This is a genomic window from Prochlorococcus marinus str. MIT 9515 (assembly GCF_000015665.1).
Classification (GTDB): domain Bacteria; phylum Cyanobacteriota; class Cyanobacteriia; order PCC-6307; family Cyanobiaceae; genus Prochlorococcus_A; species Prochlorococcus_A marinus_P.
On the sequence record NC_008817.1, the window covers coordinates 728,058 to 744,271 of the forward strand.

Below are 16,214 nucleotides of genomic sequence, written 5' to 3' on the forward strand. Positions count from 1 at the left end.
TATGTAGAAATAAATTACCAATGTCTGAATACAGAGATTCGTCTTCAAATAATTTTTTATCATTGATTAGTGGTGCTTTTATTGGTGCTGCTGGTTTGGCATGGTGGTTAATATCTGAAGCTGATAAAAGAAAGGAAGAAAAGAAGCAAAAAGCAATGATGTATTCATCTAGAATTCAAGATGGTTCAGAGGCTCTTGACACTAACGAAAACTTAAATGAAGTTGAAGGTGAGAAGTTAGAACAAAAAGTTGAACAACTAAATTCTGCAATTGCTGATGTAAGGAGACAACTTGAGGAGTTAGGACAATAAAATAAAACAGGTTCTCAAATCATATGAATAAATTAAGATCTTCTGCAATAACTCAAGGTGTTCAAAGATCTCCTAACAGATCAATGTTAAGAGCAGTTGGATTTAGTGATGATGATTTCACTAAACCAATCATTGGAGTCGCTAATGGATATAGCACCATTACACCCTGCAATATGGGCCTTAACAAGTTAGCTCTTAAGGCAGAAGATTCAATAAGGAAATCAGGAGGAATGCCTCAAATGTTCGGAACTATCACCGTAAGCGATGGGATCTCCATGGGAACAGAAGGAATGAAATATTCTTTAGTTTCAAGGGAAGTAATAGCCGATTCAATAGAAACTGCCTGTAATGCGCAAAGTATGGATGGTGTTTTAGCTATTGGTGGTTGTGATAAAAATATGCCGGGTGCAATGATAGCAATTGCAAGAATGAATATCCCTTCCATATTTATTTATGGAGGAACAATAAAACCTGGAAAGTTAAACGGTGAAGACTTAACGGTTGTCAGTGCATTTGAAGCTGTTGGGCAATTAACCTCGGGTAAAATAAATGAGAAGAGATTAAATGAAGTTGAGAAAAATTGTATTCCAGGAGCAGGAAGTTGTGGAGGAATGTTCACAGCTAATACTATGTCAGCAGTTATAGAAGTCTTAGGTTTAAGTCTTCCTCATAGTTCAACAATGGCAGCCGAAGATTATGAGAAGGTGGTAAGTGCTGAAAAAAGCGCTGAAATACTTGTAGATGCAATAAAAAAAGATATAAGGCCACTAGATCTTATGACTAAAGAATCTTTTGAAAATGCAATATCTGTAATTATGGCTATTGGAGGTTCGACAAATGCAGTGCTTCACATATTAGCGATAGCGAATACTGCAGGTATAGAGATCAATATTGATGATTTTGAAAGAATAAGACAAAAAGTTCCTGTGATTTGTGATTTGAAACCTAGCGGCAGATATGTCACAGTAGATCTTCATAATGCAGGAGGCATTCCACAAGTAATGAAAATACTTTTAAATGCAGGATTAATAAATGGTGATTGCAAAAATATCGAAGGTAAAACAATATCTGAATATTTACTTAATATTCCAGATAATCCTCCTGAAAATCAAAATGTTATTAGAAACATAAATAATCCTCTTTATAAAAAAGGTCATTTAGCAATATTAAAAGGTAATTTAGCTTCGGAAGGTTGTGTAGCAAAAATCAGCGGAGTAAAGAATCCAGTTTTAAAGGGTCCCGCTCGAATTTTTGAAAGTGAGGAAGATTGTCTTAAATCAATTTTGAATAATGATATTAAAGCTGGTAATGTTGTCGTTATAAGAAATGAAGGTCCTGTGGGAGGACCGGGAATGAGAGAAATGTTAGCTCCAACATCTGCAATTGTTGGGCAAGGGCTGGGAGAAAAAGTAGCTTTAATAACTGATGGTAGATTTAGTGGAGGTACCTATGGCCTTGTTGTTGGACATATCGCACCAGAGGCAGCAGTAGGAGGGAATATAGCTTTAATAAGAGAGGGAGATTTAATCACTGTTGATGCTGTAAACCAATTAATTGAAGTTGAACTATCTGATGGGGAATTAGAAAAAAGACGAATTAACTGGATAAAGCCTATTCCGAAATATAAGAAAGGTGTACTTTCAAAATATTCAAGAATTGTAAGTACTTCAAGCTTAGGTGCAGTTACAGATCTGGAAAAATAATATCCAAAAAATAAATTTTTTTAAGTAATAAAATTTTTTATTCTAGTAGCAAGATTCTCCAATTTTGAACTATATTTTGGAGGTAAACATTTCTTCCCACTATTACTGTTCATCCATATTGTTTTTATACCACTCCACAAAATAGGTTCATCGGGATAGTTAAGCTTCGAAATAACTAAAACTAATTCCCTATTTGATCTAAAAAGTTCTAACTCAAGATCATAGATTTCTAATCTTTTACCCTCATTATCTCTACATAGAATATTTACAGTTAAATCAATATCCTCATTATTTATTTCATATTCTCCATTAATCTTTACAACTGAGTGCAAAAAAGGTTTATTTGTTAAATCAGCAGATTTAGCAATTAATCTATTCAATTCATCTTGCAAATTTTCAAATAACACTGATTGATTTAATTAAAATTTTTATTGGACCAGACTTAAATTCATTATTTGGAAGACCATCATCTCCAAATTTTGAATGAAGAAGCTGTAATCTTTTGATTTTTGATGGTTTAAATTTGAATGGAAAACTTACCTTATTAGCTCTAATTGATGGCTTAAGAGAATTAAAAGGAATTTGAATATCGGTTGTCCCAAATTTTTTAGTGGGAAATGATTTTATCCATCTGAGACCACCAGGAATAAATTCAGTAAGTCCTAGGAGGTCATCTTCACATGCAACTGCAAATTTAAAAGTTCTTCCTTGACCATCTATTTTTAATTCAAAAGATTCATACTCCTTTATATCTAGTGTAGGTTTGTATATCGAAGATCTGCAGCTAACAAAACCACCAGCTTTCTCTATGATGTTTCCCTTTAAAAGCAATCCAGACTTTATATTTTCACAATAAGCTGAGCTTGATCCGCCCATTACCGTATCATTTAGGGTTTTCCATCCTTCAAATTTTTGTTTTTGGAATAATACTTTTTTCTTACTCATTAATTTATTAACTAAAGTTTCTATAAAGACTTTAACTAAGTTAATAATTCTTTTGAAGATTCTTCATCACAAAATATTGATATCTGGTTACTTGATTTAATTAATTTAGAAGGAGTCCTTTCTTGAGATTCGTTTTTATCCAGTAACCTCTTAAGGGCTAATTGTTTAGAAGCTCCACTAACCAAAAAAATTATTGTTGAAGAAGCTGATAGTAATTTAGGAGTTAGAGAAATTCTTTTAAGACCTTTCCCATCATTAAAAATAACTAAATCATCAGTATTATTATTTTGATAAGGAAATAAGGAAGCAGTATGGCCATCATCTCCAAGACCTAATAAAGTTAAATCAAAAAATTGAGGATTACCATTACACTTTTCATATAGTTTAGAGATTAACAATTTTTTAGAGATATTGTCATCAACTTTTTTTTCGCTAAAGATCTCATAGAAAAAAGCCTTAGAACCAAAATTTGCTAACAATGAATTTTTTAACATAAAAGAGTTACTTAACTCGGAATTTGGATCAACACACCTCTCATCACCTAAAAAAATATCAACTTTATCCCATTCAATATCCCTTTTTGATAGAAGTTGATAAATGGACTTCGGAGTTGAACCCCCACTTACACAAAATTGAAATCTTTCCTTAGTCTTTATTGTTTGGATAATTTGATTTTCTATAAATTTAGAAACTTTAGATGAAAGTTCTAATTTATCTTTATATATGTTTAAATCGTATCCATCAACAGATTTCTTAATCATTTCATCCATTCAGTATGAAAACTCCCCTCTTTATCAATTCTCTCGTAAGTATGAGAGCCAAAACAATCTCTCATAGCCTGCACCAGGTTTTGTGGAAGTCTGTTTGTTCTGTAACTATTTAAATAATCAAGGGTACTTGATAAACAGGGCACAGGGATGCCAGCTTTTGTTGAGGAAGAAACAACATTAGCTAAATTATCTATCCTCGAAGAAATTTCCATATTGAACCAATCATCAAATATTAAATTTTTTAAGTTAGGCTCCTTTTGGTATGCATCCTGAATTTTTCTTAATAATTTTGATCTTATAATGCACCCACCTTTCCATATTTGAGCAATTGACGGCATATTCAAATCATATTTATATACGGATGATGCTTCACTTAATATGTCCATGCCTTGAGCGTAACTAGCGATAGTAGCAAGAACCACGGCATCAAACAAAGGTTTCATTCCATTAGAAATATCTCCTAAATCAAAATCATTAAAAGCTTTTATTGGGAGTGTTTTCTCAATTTCACTACGTTGGTCTTTCAGTGAACTCATAACCCTTGCATTTAAAGAGGCATAAATAGTTGGAACTGACACACCAAGTTCTAACGCACTAACCACCGTCCATAAGCCAGTACCTTTTTGGCCAGCTTTATCCAATATTTTCTCAACAACATCTTCACCAGTTATTTCATCTTTAGTGTTTAAACAGATCTCTGTTATTTCGACAAGATACGAGGCTAACTCATCTGTATTATTCCAAATACCAAAGACTTCTGACATTTGTGAACCATTCATATTTTTAACTCTCTTCATAAGGTCATAGGCTTCTGCAAGTATTTGCTCAATACCATATTCAATACCGTTATGAACAGTTTTGACGAAATGGCCTGAACCACCAGGGCCAACATAAGCAACACAAGGACCGTCTTCTACTTTCGCAGCCATTTTAGTCAATAAGCTTTCTATTGCGTCGTAAGAAGCCTTAGTACCTCCTGGCATCATACTGGGACCTTCTAGAGCACCTTTAGCCCCTCCGGAGACACCCATCCCAATATATCCAAAACTTTTACTTTCAAGAGTCTTAACTCTTCTTTCCGTATCTTTAAATTGAGAATTGCCTCCATCTATTAATAAATCTCCTTCTTCAAGATATTCAGAAATATTGTCAATCACAGCATCTGTGGGAGAACCAGCTTTTACCATCATTAAAATTCTTCTTGGTCTCTCGAGCTTATTAACAAATTCTTGAAGTGTTTTAGCTCCTTCTATATTTTTTCCTAAACCTCTTCCCTTTAGAAACTCTTCGGTTTTTGAATAAGTTCTATTAAAAACCACACTAGAAAATCCATTCCTTTCTGCATTTAGAACTAAATTCTCCCCCATGACTCCAAGACCGATTAAACCAAAATGTGCCTTGGACATAAAAAATAAAAAACGCAATATTTATATATTGCATGTAACTAAGAGAAATTGCTTAAAAAAGATTCCTTTTGTCAGCGAAAAATGATCGAAATATAAAATTAAATAATTGTTCCATTGGCAATAGTTGCATTTTTAACTACAACAACAATTCCATTTCGTATATAAAATCCCAACTCAGGTTTGTCTGCTTCTTCTACTCTATCCTTGTTCACTATGACTACATTGTCTCCTATTCTTGCATTCTTATCAAGGATTGCTCTTTTTATAGTTGAGCCTACACCTACACCAAGAGGTGTACCACCACCTTTTCTTAATTCAACCCTTTCTTCTTGCGATTCAAAGAAATCAGCCCCCATTACTAAGGCATCTTCAATGACAGAATCGCTTTCAATTCTACTTCTAACGCCTAAAACACAATGCAAGATACTACATGATTTTAAAATAGTTCCCTCACAAACTATTGAATCAGTAATTTGAGCATCTACAAGTTTTGATGGAGGAAGATATCTTGGCCTTGTATAAATTGGAAATTTTTCATCATAAAAACTAAATGGAGGTTTAGGTTGACGTGTTAATGCTAAATTCGATTCGAAAAATGCTCCAATAGTACCGATATCTTCCCAGTAATCATCAAAGACATAACTTTTTAAATTATCTCCTCTTCCTAAAGCTTCAGGGATAATATCTTTACCAAAATCAGTATAATTAGGAAATTTATTTAAAAGATCAAAAAGAGTCTTTCTACTAAAAACATATATACCCATCGAGGCAAGATAGGGTTTCTCTAATGCTGATTCCTTCGTTAATCCAAACTTAGAAGTATCAACAGCCATTGACTTTAATTTTTCACCAGTTGGCTTTTCGCTAAATTCTTTAATATTACCCAAATCGTCTGTTCTCATCAGACCAAAGCCTTCAGCCTGAGCTTCATCAACTGGTAAGGCTGCCACTGTTAAATCGGCACCATTATCTCTATGATGCTGAACAAATAAACTATAGTCCATCCTGTAAAGCTGATCTCCTGACAATATTAAATATTCATCAACATCCCATTCCTGAAATAACCATTGATATTTTCTTACTGCATCAGCAGTCCCTTCAAACCATTTAGGGCTGTCAGGAGTCTGCTGAGCAGCAAGAACCTCCACAAATCCTTGACCAAAAGGTGCACTTAAATTGTAAGTTCTTCCAATATGTCTGTTAAGAGATGCACTATTGAACTGAGTCAATACATACATTTTATTAATACCAGAATTAATACAATTACTAATTGGAATATCAATCAACCGGTATTTCCCCGCTAAAGGGACTGCAGGTTTAGCCCTCATTTTTGTTAAGGGATAAAGCCTAGAACCTTTTCCTCCTCCGAGGATGATTGCCAATACTCGCTTCATTCAATTTATTGGAGGTATACTCAACTATTAAAATTAACTGATTATGTGCAAATATAAAAATGAAAAATGCCACTTTACAAAGGTATTTAGATAAATCTAATGAAAAACTTAATATAAAGTCAGAAATTTTTAATTATTTTTGCTCATCATCCATTAAAGAAAACAATTTTTCTACGATTTTTAATGATGCTTGTCTTTCTTCTCTCGACTGAGGACTTCTCAATTTTGTAACTGGTGTGTGAAGAATTTTATTAATTATTCCTTTAGTTAAAGCCTCCACAACTTTTCTTTCTCGAGCAGAAAAATCCGGCCCCATTCTACTTAGTGCTTTTTGTAACTCTTCTTTTCTTATAAGTTCCAAATCAGACCTTAATTTATTTATTACTGGAACTGCTTCTAAACTTGCCCACCACTCCAAAAAAATGATTCTTTCCTCTTTCACTAAAGACTCAGCCTCTTTTGCTATTTTTTGCCTGAATTCTTGATTTCTAGAAACAACTTCTTCTAAGTCATCGACATCAAATGCTTCTATTAAATCGTGTTGTTTTACATCATTAGAAATATTTCTTGGTACACCTATATCAATAAATTTAAGTTTATTATTTAAACTTATATTTTTAATTCTTTCTAAATCAATAAATGGTTTTTCAGAAGCGGTACTTGTGAAGACTAGTGAAGATAATGTTATGCTTTTATCCAATTCATCTAAACCCTTACAAATAATTTCAATATCTGGGAAATCACCTGAAAGATTGATAGCTCTATCAATATTTCTATTTAAAAGGGTGAGCTTATTACATCCTTTAGATTTCAAATGCGTAATTAACAGTCTACTCATCCTTCCAGCTCCAACGACAAGAACTTTTTCTCCTTTCAAACTAACAAGCCCATCAATGCCGTTATCTTGACCAATTTTTAATTGGGCTAGTTCCACAGCCGCTGAACTTATCGATACAGCACCAGTTCCTAAGTTCGTTTCAGCTCTTACTTTTTTTCCTGCGCTAACTGATTGACTTAATAATCTATTAAGAATTGGGCCAGTAGATTGATTCTCCTGACCTAATCTCATCATTTTTTTTACTTGTGAGAGAATTTGCCCTTCTCCCAGAACAAGGCTATCTAATCCAGCTGATACTTTCATTAAATGCAAAACAGCCTCTTCTTGCCTAAAGTCAAATAAATGAGGAGTTAGAACTTCACAATTAACTTGAGAATAATCTGATAAAAATTCCTTAATTGATGAAATACCTATATTTTTATCTTTTACAAGACCGTATATCTCTAACCTGTTGCAAGTACTTAAAATGGAAACTTCTAAAATGTCAGAATAGGCCCTAAGACTTTTTAGTGATTCAGAAATAGCTTGATCCGGAATACTTAACTTTTCTCGCACTTCAACAGGTGCCGTGCGATGACTTAGTCCGACGACAACAATTTGCATAAAATTAAATAAAAAGATTAAAGATTGATGCTTTTAGCGCCATCTTTCATATGAATAGTATTTGTAAATCGACATGTACTATCTAAAGTACTTATTACTAAGCTACTAGTTCTAGTACAGTCCTTTTCAAATTTGACTCCGTCGAATAACAAGCCATCAGTAATTCCACTACCCGCAAAAATAACATTTTCTCCTGATGCCAGTTCATTGGCCTCATAGATTTTGTCAATATCAGTAATTCCCATTTCATTTAAACGTTTTATATTTCCTTCTTTTGTATAGTCTGCCCACTCAGAAGTTTGTGCAATCGAGGGATCATATACTAATTGTCCTTGAAAATGCCCCCCTAAAGCTCTCATGGCAGCGGCTGATATTACGCCTTCAGGAGCTGCTCCAATTCCCATTAGACAATGGGTACCTGTGCCTGCAAATCCACATGCAATTGCAGCTTGAACATCTCCATCAGAAATTGGTTGAATTTTTGCACCGCATTCTCGAATTTCCTTTATCAACCCTTTATGTCGAGCTCTATCCATAACAACTACTGTAAGTTCATCAATTGCTAAATCCAAGCAATTACTTAAAATTTTTAAGTTTTCAGTTGCTGAATTCCTAATATCTACTTTTCCTTTGGCTGCTGGAGGTGCTGCCAGTTTATTCATGTAAAAATCAGGTGCATTAAAAAGCCCACCAGTGTCAGAGGCCGCTAATACTGCCATAGATCCTCTTTGGTTGTTAGCACAAAGATTAGTACCCTCACAAGGGTCTACAGCAAAGTCAACACCAGGCCCATTGCCACTGCCTACCTCTTCACCTATGTATAACATTGGTGCTTCGTCACGTTCTCCTTCACCTATAACAATTTTCCCCTTCATCTCAATTTTGCCCATTCGCAATCTCATTGCTTCAACAGCAGCAGCATCGGCTTCATCTTTCTGGCCGAGACCTGTAAGTTTCGCTGATGCGATTGCGGCTTGCTCGACTACTTCGAGAATTTCTTGAATTAAAGTTTGATTCACAATTAAATTTAAAAAGATTTCTTAAGAGATTTAAATATGTTCTCATAAAAAATGACTTTTTTATAAGAATTATTTTGCTAATTAGCTTTTTTTAACTCTTTGCAGCTGTTACTTTATCAGGCCATGACTTTAAATTAGGAATAAGCAACCAAATATAGTATCTTTATTAAATATTTTAAAAATTAAATGACCGAATCTAATTCTAAAAACTCATATAGTGTTAATCGACCAATTCAAATAATTCCTTCTGTCTTACCTGCAGATTGGGCAAATATGGGGGGATGTGTAAAAGATCTTGAGGAAGCAGGGGTTGATCGTATTCAATTTGATGTAATGGATGGTAATTTTGTTCCAAATCTTACATTTGGTCCTGAAATGATTGCTGCATGTAGGAAATATTGCAAGGTTCCTTTTGAGACTCAATTGATGGTAAGCCAATATAACTGTGAGACAATGCTCGAGTCATACGTTAATTCAACAAAAGGACCAAATGGAGAGCCAGGAGTTGTAATCGCTCATGCTGAATCAAACGTTCACCTTCACAGGATTCTTGGAAGGATAAGAGATCTTGGTGGATCGCCATCGGTTGCATTAAATCCTCATACACCATTTGAAATGATTGAAAATATAATGGATATGGTGGATCACGTCTTAGTAATGACAGTTAACCCAGGATTTGGAGGTCAAGCATACATACCAACTATGCTAAGTAAAATAAGAAAAATTAGAGAATTTGTAATTGAAAAGAATTTGAATATAGACATCGAAGTTGATGGTGGAATAAAAGCAAATTGGACCATTTCGCAATGTGCAGCGGCTGGGGCTAATTGTTTTATCGCAGGGAGTGGAATGTTTGCTTATCCCACATTGAAAGAGGGTTGCGATGAATTAAGGTCAGTTGCCCAAGATGCTCAAAATGGAAAGATAATTTCAGAGCCCTAAGAATGAACATTTGAAATTAATTTAATATTCCAAATATCCAGCCATAACTATGCAAACCTATACCTAAAAAATTAACTCCGAGATAACATATTAGTACAACAAAAAAGCCTGAAGTTGCGAATAAGGCAGGTCTTCTACCTTGCCAGCCTCTACTAATTCTCATGTGTAAATAGGCAGCATAGAATAACCAAGATATGAAGGCCCATGTCTCTTTAGGATCCCAACTCCACCAAGTGCCCCAAGCTTCATTAGCCCAAATGGCTCCGGTTATTAAACCAAGAGTAAGAAGAACGAATCCGACTAATATTGATCTATAACTAAGAGTATCTAATTCCTCCGTATGAGTGAAATTTATAGGCTCATTGAAATTATTGCCAGAGTACTCATTAGACATCCTAAAACCTCCTATACCTGTAGAACTGCTTCTAAGTTGAAGAGGTTGTCTGTTATTAATAAAAAGTACGGAAGCTGAAAGTAAAGAGCCAATTATGAGCGCGGCATAACTTAGCATTACTACGCTTACATGCATAATTAACCAGCTTGATCTCAATGCTGGAACAAGATTAGAAGATAGTTTTAAATCATCAGGCAAAACAAAGCATGCAAAAGCTATAGTTAAAAGCTCAATAGGTATTGCTATTACTGGTATTATGGGATTTGGGTATTCTTTCTCTACTAATAATTGACCTAGAGATATGCCCCAAACTAAAAAATAAAGAGATTCATATAAATTACTTATTGGGAAATGTCCAGATAAAATCCATCTGAAGATAAGCTGTAAAGCTATGAAAAGATTAATTAAAATTGTAAAAAATCTCACAAAAGATGAGGATTTTTTATTAAATAAAGCTAATAAAGAAATTGGCAGATTAATTAATAAAAAATAAAATATTAAAATGCCTAAGGTAGATACTGGGTCGTAAATCAAATTTTTGATAAAACCATCAAATATCATCAGTAGAATAAAAAACTGTATTAGTTAACTTAACTATAAAGTAATTTAAAAAATATTTATTTTTTGTTTATTTAGAATATTTTAATTTAAATTAATTTGTAAATTAATAGCTCAAAGCTGAAAATTATCTCCAAGATAAAACTTTTTCACTATTTGATTATTTGCAAGTTCATTAGATGATCCATGGGCTAGGATCTTCCCTTCACTCAAAACATATGATTTGTTTGTGATTAAAAGAGTTTCTCTAACATTATGGTCAGTGATAAGAATTCCCATTCCATTTTTACTTAGTTTAATAATAAGTTTCTTTAAATCATTTACAGCCAAGGGGTCGATCCCTGCGAAAGGTTCGTCTAAAAGTAAATATTTAGGTCCTTTTCTTCCAACTGATAGAGCTCTTGCTATCTCACACCTTCTTCTTTCCCCTCCAGATAGTTGATAACCATAATTATCAACAACTTTATTTAGATTAAATTCATTAATTATTTTTTCTCTCTTATTTCTAACTATTGCGCTACTGGAAAAAGAATGTTGTAAGGCCAAGTCTATATTTTCTTTAACTGTAAGATCTCTAAAGATACTTGCCTCTTGGGTAAGATACCCTAAACCAAGTCTTGCTCTACTGGGCAAAGGTAAATTTTTAATGGACTTATCATTCATTGAAATATCTCCTTTATCAGGTTTTAAATTACCAACTGCAAGATTAAAAGTAGAGGTTTTGCCGGCACCATTAGGACCCATTAAACCTACAATCTCACCAGGGGATACAGTTATTGACACATCATTAACTATTGATTTGCCTCCAATGGTCAGAAATACGTTTTTTATTTCAAAATTCATTTTTCACTCGTCTCACTAAGTAAGGTTTATCATTTTCATTTAAGTCTTCTTTATATTGAAGCTTTCTTAGTAAATCCTCTAGACATTTGCAAAAAGATTCAAGGTCTATTCCTAAATTAATGTAAGTTCTATTTTTTATCCTACCCAAACCTTCCCCCATTAATATAGTTGCACCATTCAAATTTCCTTTACTTAAGTGAAATTGAGAAACGGAAACTTGGATTATTCCTTGTACAATTTGTCTTTCATCACCATCAAGAGTATTCCATATATCTTCAAAAGCATCATGAGCCTCATACCATTTTTGATCATTAAAGAGATTTAAAGCATTAAGAAAGTTCTCCTCAAAACTTTTTTTTATTTCTTCATCTCCCATAAGAAACTATTTTTTTAAGGCCTTTTTCTTATTTAATTTTCTCATTCTTATTGAATCAGGCGTTACTTCTAACATTTCATCGGGACCTATATATTCAAGCGCTCTCTCAAGTGTAATATCTACAGGAGATTGTAAAGTATCCAATTCTTCTGCTCCTGCAGATCTCATGTTTGTCAGTTGCTTTGTTTTGCAAATATTTAACTCTAAATCTTGTGATCTATTATTCTCGCCAATAATCATACCTTTATAAACCTTTGCTCCCGGTTTAATAAAATAAACACCTCTATCTTCTGCATTTTTTAAAGCATAGAATGTAGCAACACCCTCTTCAAAGGAAATAAGTACACCATTTCTTCTTGTCTCAAAATCTCCAGCTTTAGGTTTATATTCATAGAATGAGTGGCTCATAATTCCTTCCCCTCTAGTTATTCTCACAAATTCCCCACGAAAGCCTATAAGACCTCTTGATGGCACAAGAAATTCTAGTTGTGTTCTTCCATCTGAACTTGTCTGCATGTTTTTCATCTCAGCCTTTCTTGAACCAAGTTTTTCAATGCAAGAACCAACTGCGGCTTCTGGAACATCTAAAACTAATGTTTCTATAGGTTCGCATTGAACATTATCAATCTCTCTAAAAATAACTTGCGGTTGCGATATTTGGAATTCAAAGCCCTCTCTTCTCATTGTTTCTATCAAAATCCCTAAATGCAGTTCGCCTCTCCCAGAGACAGAAAATCTATCTGGTGAATCTGTTTCTTCAACTCTTAGGGCTACATTAGTTAATAATTCTCTTTCTAATCTATTTTTTAATTGTCTGCTTGTAACAAATTTCCCTTCTTTGCCAGCAAATGGAGAATCATTTACGACAAATGTCATATTTAGTGTAGGCTCATCAACTTTAATCAAAGGAAGTGGATGAGGAGAATCAGGACAAGCTATGGTCTCTCCAATATTTACATCATCGAAACCAGAAACTGCAACAATATCTCCGGCAAAAGCTTCATTAATATCAATTCTTTGCAATCCCTCAAATCCTAAAAGTTTGCTTACTTTTCCTTTGATAGTTTTTCCACTTTCTTTTATAAGGCTTGCTTGTTGACCATTTTTTATAGTTCCATTATGAATCTTTCCAATTACAATTCTTCCTAAGAAATCAGAGTAATCCAAAGTTGTAATTTGAAGCTGCAATGGCTTATTTAAATCACCTACAGGTGGAGGAACATGCCTAAGAATAGCTTCAAAAAGGGGCATCATATTATCATTATTTGACTCCATTTCTTCTTTTGCAAAACCTGATAATCCACTACCGAATAAATAAGGAAAATCGCATTGATCATCATCTGCACCTAATTCAAGGAATAAATCAAGAACTTTATCAACTGCTATTTCTGGAACTACTCTAGGTCTATCAATTTTATTTACGAAGACTATAGGTCTTAGACCTTTTTCTAAAGCTTTTTTTAATACAAACCTTGTTTGGGGCATAGGCCCTTCATTAGCATCAACGATTAATAAACAACCATCAACCATTCCCAAAACCCTTTCAACTTCACCTCCAAAGTCAGCATGTCCCGGGGTGTCAATAATATTAATTCGGGTGTTTTTATAATTAACAGCTGTATTTTTTGAAAGGATTGTAATACCTCTTTCTCTCTCCAAATCATTCGAGTCCATTACGCAAGTAGGAACTACTTCGTTATCTCTAAAAATTCCTGATTGAGATAATAATGCATCGACAAGGGTTGTTTTCCCATGATCTACATGAGCTATAATTGCGACATTTCTTATATCTTTAATTGAAGTTGACATCTAAAAACTTACAAACCAAAAGTTGATTATATTAAGGCTAACTCAAAGAATGCTTATTCTGAAGAATTTATCTGTAAGACTTTGAAAATCATATATAAAAATTGTTATTAGTTTTTAATTAAGTTGTTTTTTTAAATTCCTATTTGATGCTTCAAAAACTTTAAGTGCTTCGATCGACCCTTCATATCGCCAGTGCCAAGGCTCATAATCAACATTTTTATTATTTTTATTGAATGATAATTTGAAGTGATACTTAGCTGCGTTGTTTTTAAGCCATCTGAAAGCATTCGTATTTTCAAATTCAACTTCAAAGTCTGTTTCTCTTTTATCGGCATCTCCAATATCAATAGCGAATCCTGTACTATGCTCAGAATATCCTGGTGGTGCTGAAACCCTAGCCCTTTCTGCAGCAATCTGATTTCTCATGGATTTTAAAGAATAAAAAATATCTTTCTGTAGATTTATTGATCTATATCCACTAAGAAAGACCAAATATATACCATCTTTCATAGCATCATTTTTCATTTTAAGAAGTGATTCACTCATGTCGATATGAACTTCAATATTTGGTTCAATGACAACCAATTTTTCTTTCGAAATTTCCTTATATGGGAGATGGCCTAAGATACTATCATCAAAATTATTAGTATTTTTAGTATTGATATTTATTAATCGACTTTGATTTAAATTTTTGTTCAATCTCAACCCAGCGATAGAAAAAAGTAATAATAAGACTGGAATTACTAAAAATATATATATTTTATATTTTGGATTTACTTCATTTGTATATTTTCTCTCAGCGACTGGGATATCAAATGACTCTTTTAATTCTTCTTTACGGTCCAAGATTAAAAGTTTATTAGAAAAACATATTTCGATATTAACTATTAATTTACGAAATGTACTTTTATAAAGAATTTGATGTAGCTTTTTAATAGGATACTTTTTTTTTTGATATGTTGAGAGTTGCTGTTATCGGTGGAGGTCCAAGTGGTTCATGTGCTGCTGAAATACTTGCAAAATCTGGGATAAAAACATGGATTTTTGAGAGGAAGTTAGATAATGCCAAACCTTGTGGAGGCGCTATTCCTCTTTGTATGGTAGAAGAATTTGATTTGCCAGAATCAATTATTGATAGAAAAGTTAGAAATATGAAAATGATCTCCCCATCCAATAGAGAAGTAGATATTATTTTGGATGATATTTACCCAGGAAGTAAAAAAGAGTATATAGGGATGTTAAGGCGCGAAGTTATGGATTCATTCATGAGAAATCGCGCTGCAGATCTGGGAGCAACCTTAGTCAATGGCCTGGTATCCAAAATAGAAACCGGTACGAACAAGCAAGGGCCATACACACTTCATTACAATGAAATTCTTAATGATCAATCCGAAGTAAAAGGAAAACAGCTAGAGGTTGATTTAATTGTTGGTGCCGATGGTGCAACGAGTAGAGTTGCAAAGGCTATGGATGCTGGCGATTATAACTATGCGGTAGCAATCCAAGAAAGGATAAAACTTCCCAAGGAAGAGATGAAATATTACGAAGATAGAGCAGAAATGTATGTAGGAACTGATGTATCACCAGATTTTTATGGTTGGGTATTTCCAAAATACGACCACGTTGCAGCTGGAACCGGAACAATGAAACAGAATGGAGGTTTAATAAAAAGCCTTCAAATTGGTGTAAGAGAAAGAGCAAAGAAAAGACTAGTTAATGGTGAAGTCATAAAAGTTGAAGCTCATCCTATTCCCGAACATCCAAGACCAAGAAGAGTTGTAGGAAGAATGGCTTTAGTTGGAGATGCTGCTGGTTACGTAACCAAAAGTTCAGGAGAAGGGATATATTTTGCGGCAAAAAGTGGAAGGATGTGTGCTGAGCAAATTGTCGAATCAAGTCAAAATGGAAAAATCATCCCTACTGAAAAAGATTTAAAAATATACTTAAAAAAGTGGGATAAGAAATATGGAACAACTTATACAGTTTTAGATATCCTCCAACGAATTTTTTACACAAGTGATGGAGCTAGGGAAGCATTTGTAGAGATGTGTGGTGACATGGATGTACAGAGACTTACATTTGATAGTTACCTCTACAAGACGGTAGTAGCAATGAAACCACTTCAACAATTAAAACTTACTCTTTTAACTCTAGGATCTGTTTTAAGAGGTAAGGCATTAGCGCCAAGCACATACAAGCCAGTCCCAAGTGCTGTAAGAGATGACAAGGAAGTTGATAAGATGTTGGCGGTTAGCTCAATTAAAGGTGGGATTAAAAAAAATAAAAGTCAATAACAATTGTTT

16 protein-coding genes are annotated in these 16,214 nt (G+C 33.7%); 4 read left to right on the forward strand and 12 right to left on the reverse strand.

The features are described from left to right. The first annotated feature begins 20 nt into the window (after positions 1–20). Together P9515_RS04000 and ilvD are read left to right on the forward strand one after the other, a co-directional pair. Positions 21–311, forward strand: coding sequence for a hypothetical protein (locus P9515_RS04000; RefSeq protein WP_011820122.1), 291 nt, complete (start codon positions 21–23; stop codon positions 309–311). Between the two features lie 23 nt (positions 312–334). Beyond that, on the forward strand, positions 335–2,014 hold the full coding sequence (ilvD, locus tag P9515_RS04005) for a dihydroxy-acid dehydratase (RefSeq protein WP_011820123.1): 1,680 nt from the start codon (positions 335–337) through the stop codon (positions 2,012–2,014). A gap of 20 nt (positions 2,015–2,034) precedes the next feature. Here ilvD and P9515_RS04010 read toward each other — a convergent pair whose 3' ends face one another. From P9515_RS04010 to glpX, 7 genes are all read right to left on the reverse strand, one after another. Further along, on the reverse strand, positions 2,035–2,421 hold the full coding sequence (locus P9515_RS04010) for a hypothetical protein (protein WP_011820124.1): 387 nt from the start codon (positions 2,419–2,421) through the stop codon (positions 2,035–2,037). Then, positions 2,411–2,959 (reverse strand): CIA30 family protein, encoded by a 549-nt coding sequence (locus P9515_RS04015; RefSeq protein ID WP_011820125.1) that lies wholly within the window; start codon positions 2,957–2,959, stop codon positions 2,411–2,413. The genes P9515_RS04010 and P9515_RS04015 overlap by 11 nt, the downstream gene beginning before the upstream one ends. A 35-nt stretch (positions 2,960–2,994) precedes the next feature. Next, positions 2,995–3,729, reverse strand: coding sequence for a 6-phosphogluconolactonase (gene pgl, locus P9515_RS04020; RefSeq protein WP_011820126.1), 735 nt, complete (start codon positions 3,727–3,729; stop codon positions 2,995–2,997). Continuing rightward, positions 3,717–5,135: an NADP-dependent phosphogluconate dehydrogenase gene (gene gndA / locus P9515_RS04025; RefSeq protein WP_011820127.1), complete on the reverse strand. Its 1,419-nt coding sequence runs from the start codon at positions 5,133–5,135 to the stop codon at positions 3,717–3,719. Before gndA ends, pgl begins: the two co-directional genes overlap by 13 nt. Positions 5,136–5,233: 98 nt before the next feature. After that, the gene (locus tag P9515_RS04030; protein WP_011820128.1) at positions 5,234–6,529 is read right to left on the reverse strand and encodes a glucose-1-phosphate adenylyltransferase; all 1,296 of its coding nucleotides are present in this window, start codon (positions 6,527–6,529) and stop codon (positions 5,234–5,236) included. A gap of 133 nt (positions 6,530–6,662) precedes the next feature. Continuing rightward, positions 6,663–7,970: a glutamyl-tRNA reductase gene (locus P9515_RS04035; protein ID WP_011820129.1), complete on the reverse strand. Its 1,308-nt coding sequence runs from the start codon at positions 7,968–7,970 to the stop codon at positions 6,663–6,665. Between the two features lie 17 nt (positions 7,971–7,987). Next, the gene (glpX, locus tag P9515_RS04040; RefSeq protein ID WP_011820130.1) at positions 7,988–8,989 is read right to left on the reverse strand and encodes a class II fructose-bisphosphatase; all 1,002 of its coding nucleotides are present in this window, start codon (positions 8,987–8,989) and stop codon (positions 7,988–7,990) included. 186 nt (positions 8,990–9,175) lie between these two features. On the opposite strand from glpX, the gene rpe reads away from it, so the two are divergent. Next, a complete protein-coding gene (gene rpe / locus P9515_RS04045) occupies positions 9,176–9,931 on the forward strand; it encodes a ribulose-phosphate 3-epimerase (RefSeq protein WP_011820131.1) in 756 nt (251 codons plus the stop codon). A 16-nt stretch (positions 9,932–9,947) separates the two neighbouring features. Here the strand turns inward: rpe and ccsB are convergent, their stop codons facing one another. The 5 genes from ccsB to P9515_RS04070 form a co-directional block, all read right to left on the reverse strand. Next, positions 9,948–10,886 (reverse strand): c-type cytochrome biogenesis protein CcsB, encoded by a 939-nt coding sequence (gene ccsB / locus P9515_RS04050; RefSeq protein ID WP_011820132.1) that lies wholly within the window; start codon positions 10,884–10,886, stop codon positions 9,948–9,950. A gap of 111 nt (positions 10,887–10,997) precedes the next feature. Then, positions 10,998–11,726, reverse strand: coding sequence for an LPS export ABC transporter ATP-binding protein (gene lptB / locus P9515_RS04055; protein ID WP_011820133.1), 729 nt, complete (start codon positions 11,724–11,726; stop codon positions 10,998–11,000). Beyond that, positions 11,716–12,102 (reverse strand): DUF309 domain-containing protein, encoded by a 387-nt coding sequence (locus P9515_RS04060; RefSeq protein ID WP_011820134.1) that lies wholly within the window; start codon positions 12,100–12,102, stop codon positions 11,716–11,718. The genes lptB and P9515_RS04060 overlap by 11 nt, the downstream gene beginning before the upstream one ends. Before the next feature lie 6 nt (positions 12,103–12,108). After that, positions 12,109–13,911: a translational GTPase TypA gene (gene typA, locus P9515_RS04065; RefSeq protein ID WP_011820135.1), complete on the reverse strand. Its 1,803-nt coding sequence runs from the start codon at positions 13,909–13,911 to the stop codon at positions 12,109–12,111. 114 nt (positions 13,912–14,025) lie between these two features. Beyond that, entirely contained in the window at positions 14,026–14,757 is a 732-nt protein-coding gene (locus P9515_RS04070; protein WP_011820136.1) for a M15 family metallopeptidase, read from the reverse strand. A gap of 110 nt (positions 14,758–14,867) precedes the next feature. On the opposite strand from P9515_RS04070, the gene chlP reads away from it, so the two are divergent. Beyond that, positions 14,868–16,205 carry a geranylgeranyl reductase gene (gene chlP / locus P9515_RS04075; RefSeq protein ID WP_011820137.1) on the forward strand — a complete coding sequence of 446 codons (1,338 nt, stop codon included), beginning with the start codon at positions 14,868–14,870 and terminating at the stop codon, positions 16,203–16,205. Positions 16,206–16,214: the final 9 nt, after the last annotated feature.